We start from the raw sequence: 499 nt of genomic DNA on the forward strand, positions 1-499 counted from the left end.
ACTATGTATTGCCTGTACGCTCATGGATCCTGAAACTTTTTCGCAAAGTTTGAGGCTTTTTTTGTATACAAATTTAGGAGGTTTTGACGTGGAATCGCTTAGACAGAAAGTCAAAGAAGATGGCGTAGTAATTGACGAAAAAATATTGAAAGTGGATGGTTTTTTAAATCATCAAATCGATGCAAAATTGATGCATGAAGTAGGTAAAACATTTTATGAGCAATTTAAAGATAAAGGTGTCACAAAGATCTTGACAAACGAGGCTTCAGGCATTGCTCCAGCTATTATGGCATCTTTACATTTTGATGTTCCTTGTTTATTTGCTAAAAAGGCTAAACCAAGTACGTTGAAAGATGGCTTTTATAGTACCGATATTCATTCTTTTACAAAGAATAAAACAAGTACGGTTATTGTTTCGGAAGAATTTCTAAATGAGAATGATACGGTTTTAATTATTGATGATTTCTTAGCCAATGGTGATGCTTCACTTGGGTTATAT

1 protein-coding gene is annotated in these 499 nt (G+C 33.5%); it reads left to right on the top strand.

The annotated features are described in order from the left end of the window. Window positions 1–88: 88 nt before the first annotated feature. A partial coding sequence (xpt, locus tag IDG65_RS14155) for a xanthine phosphoribosyltransferase (RefSeq protein ID WP_206174198.1) occupies window positions 89–499 on the top strand: 411 nt, incomplete at its 3' end.

Origin of the sequence: Staphylococcus sp. EG-SA-17 (assembly GCF_017151845.1) — a bacterium.
Classification (GTDB): domain Bacteria; phylum Bacillota; class Bacilli; order Staphylococcales; family Staphylococcaceae; genus Staphylococcus; species Staphylococcus aureus.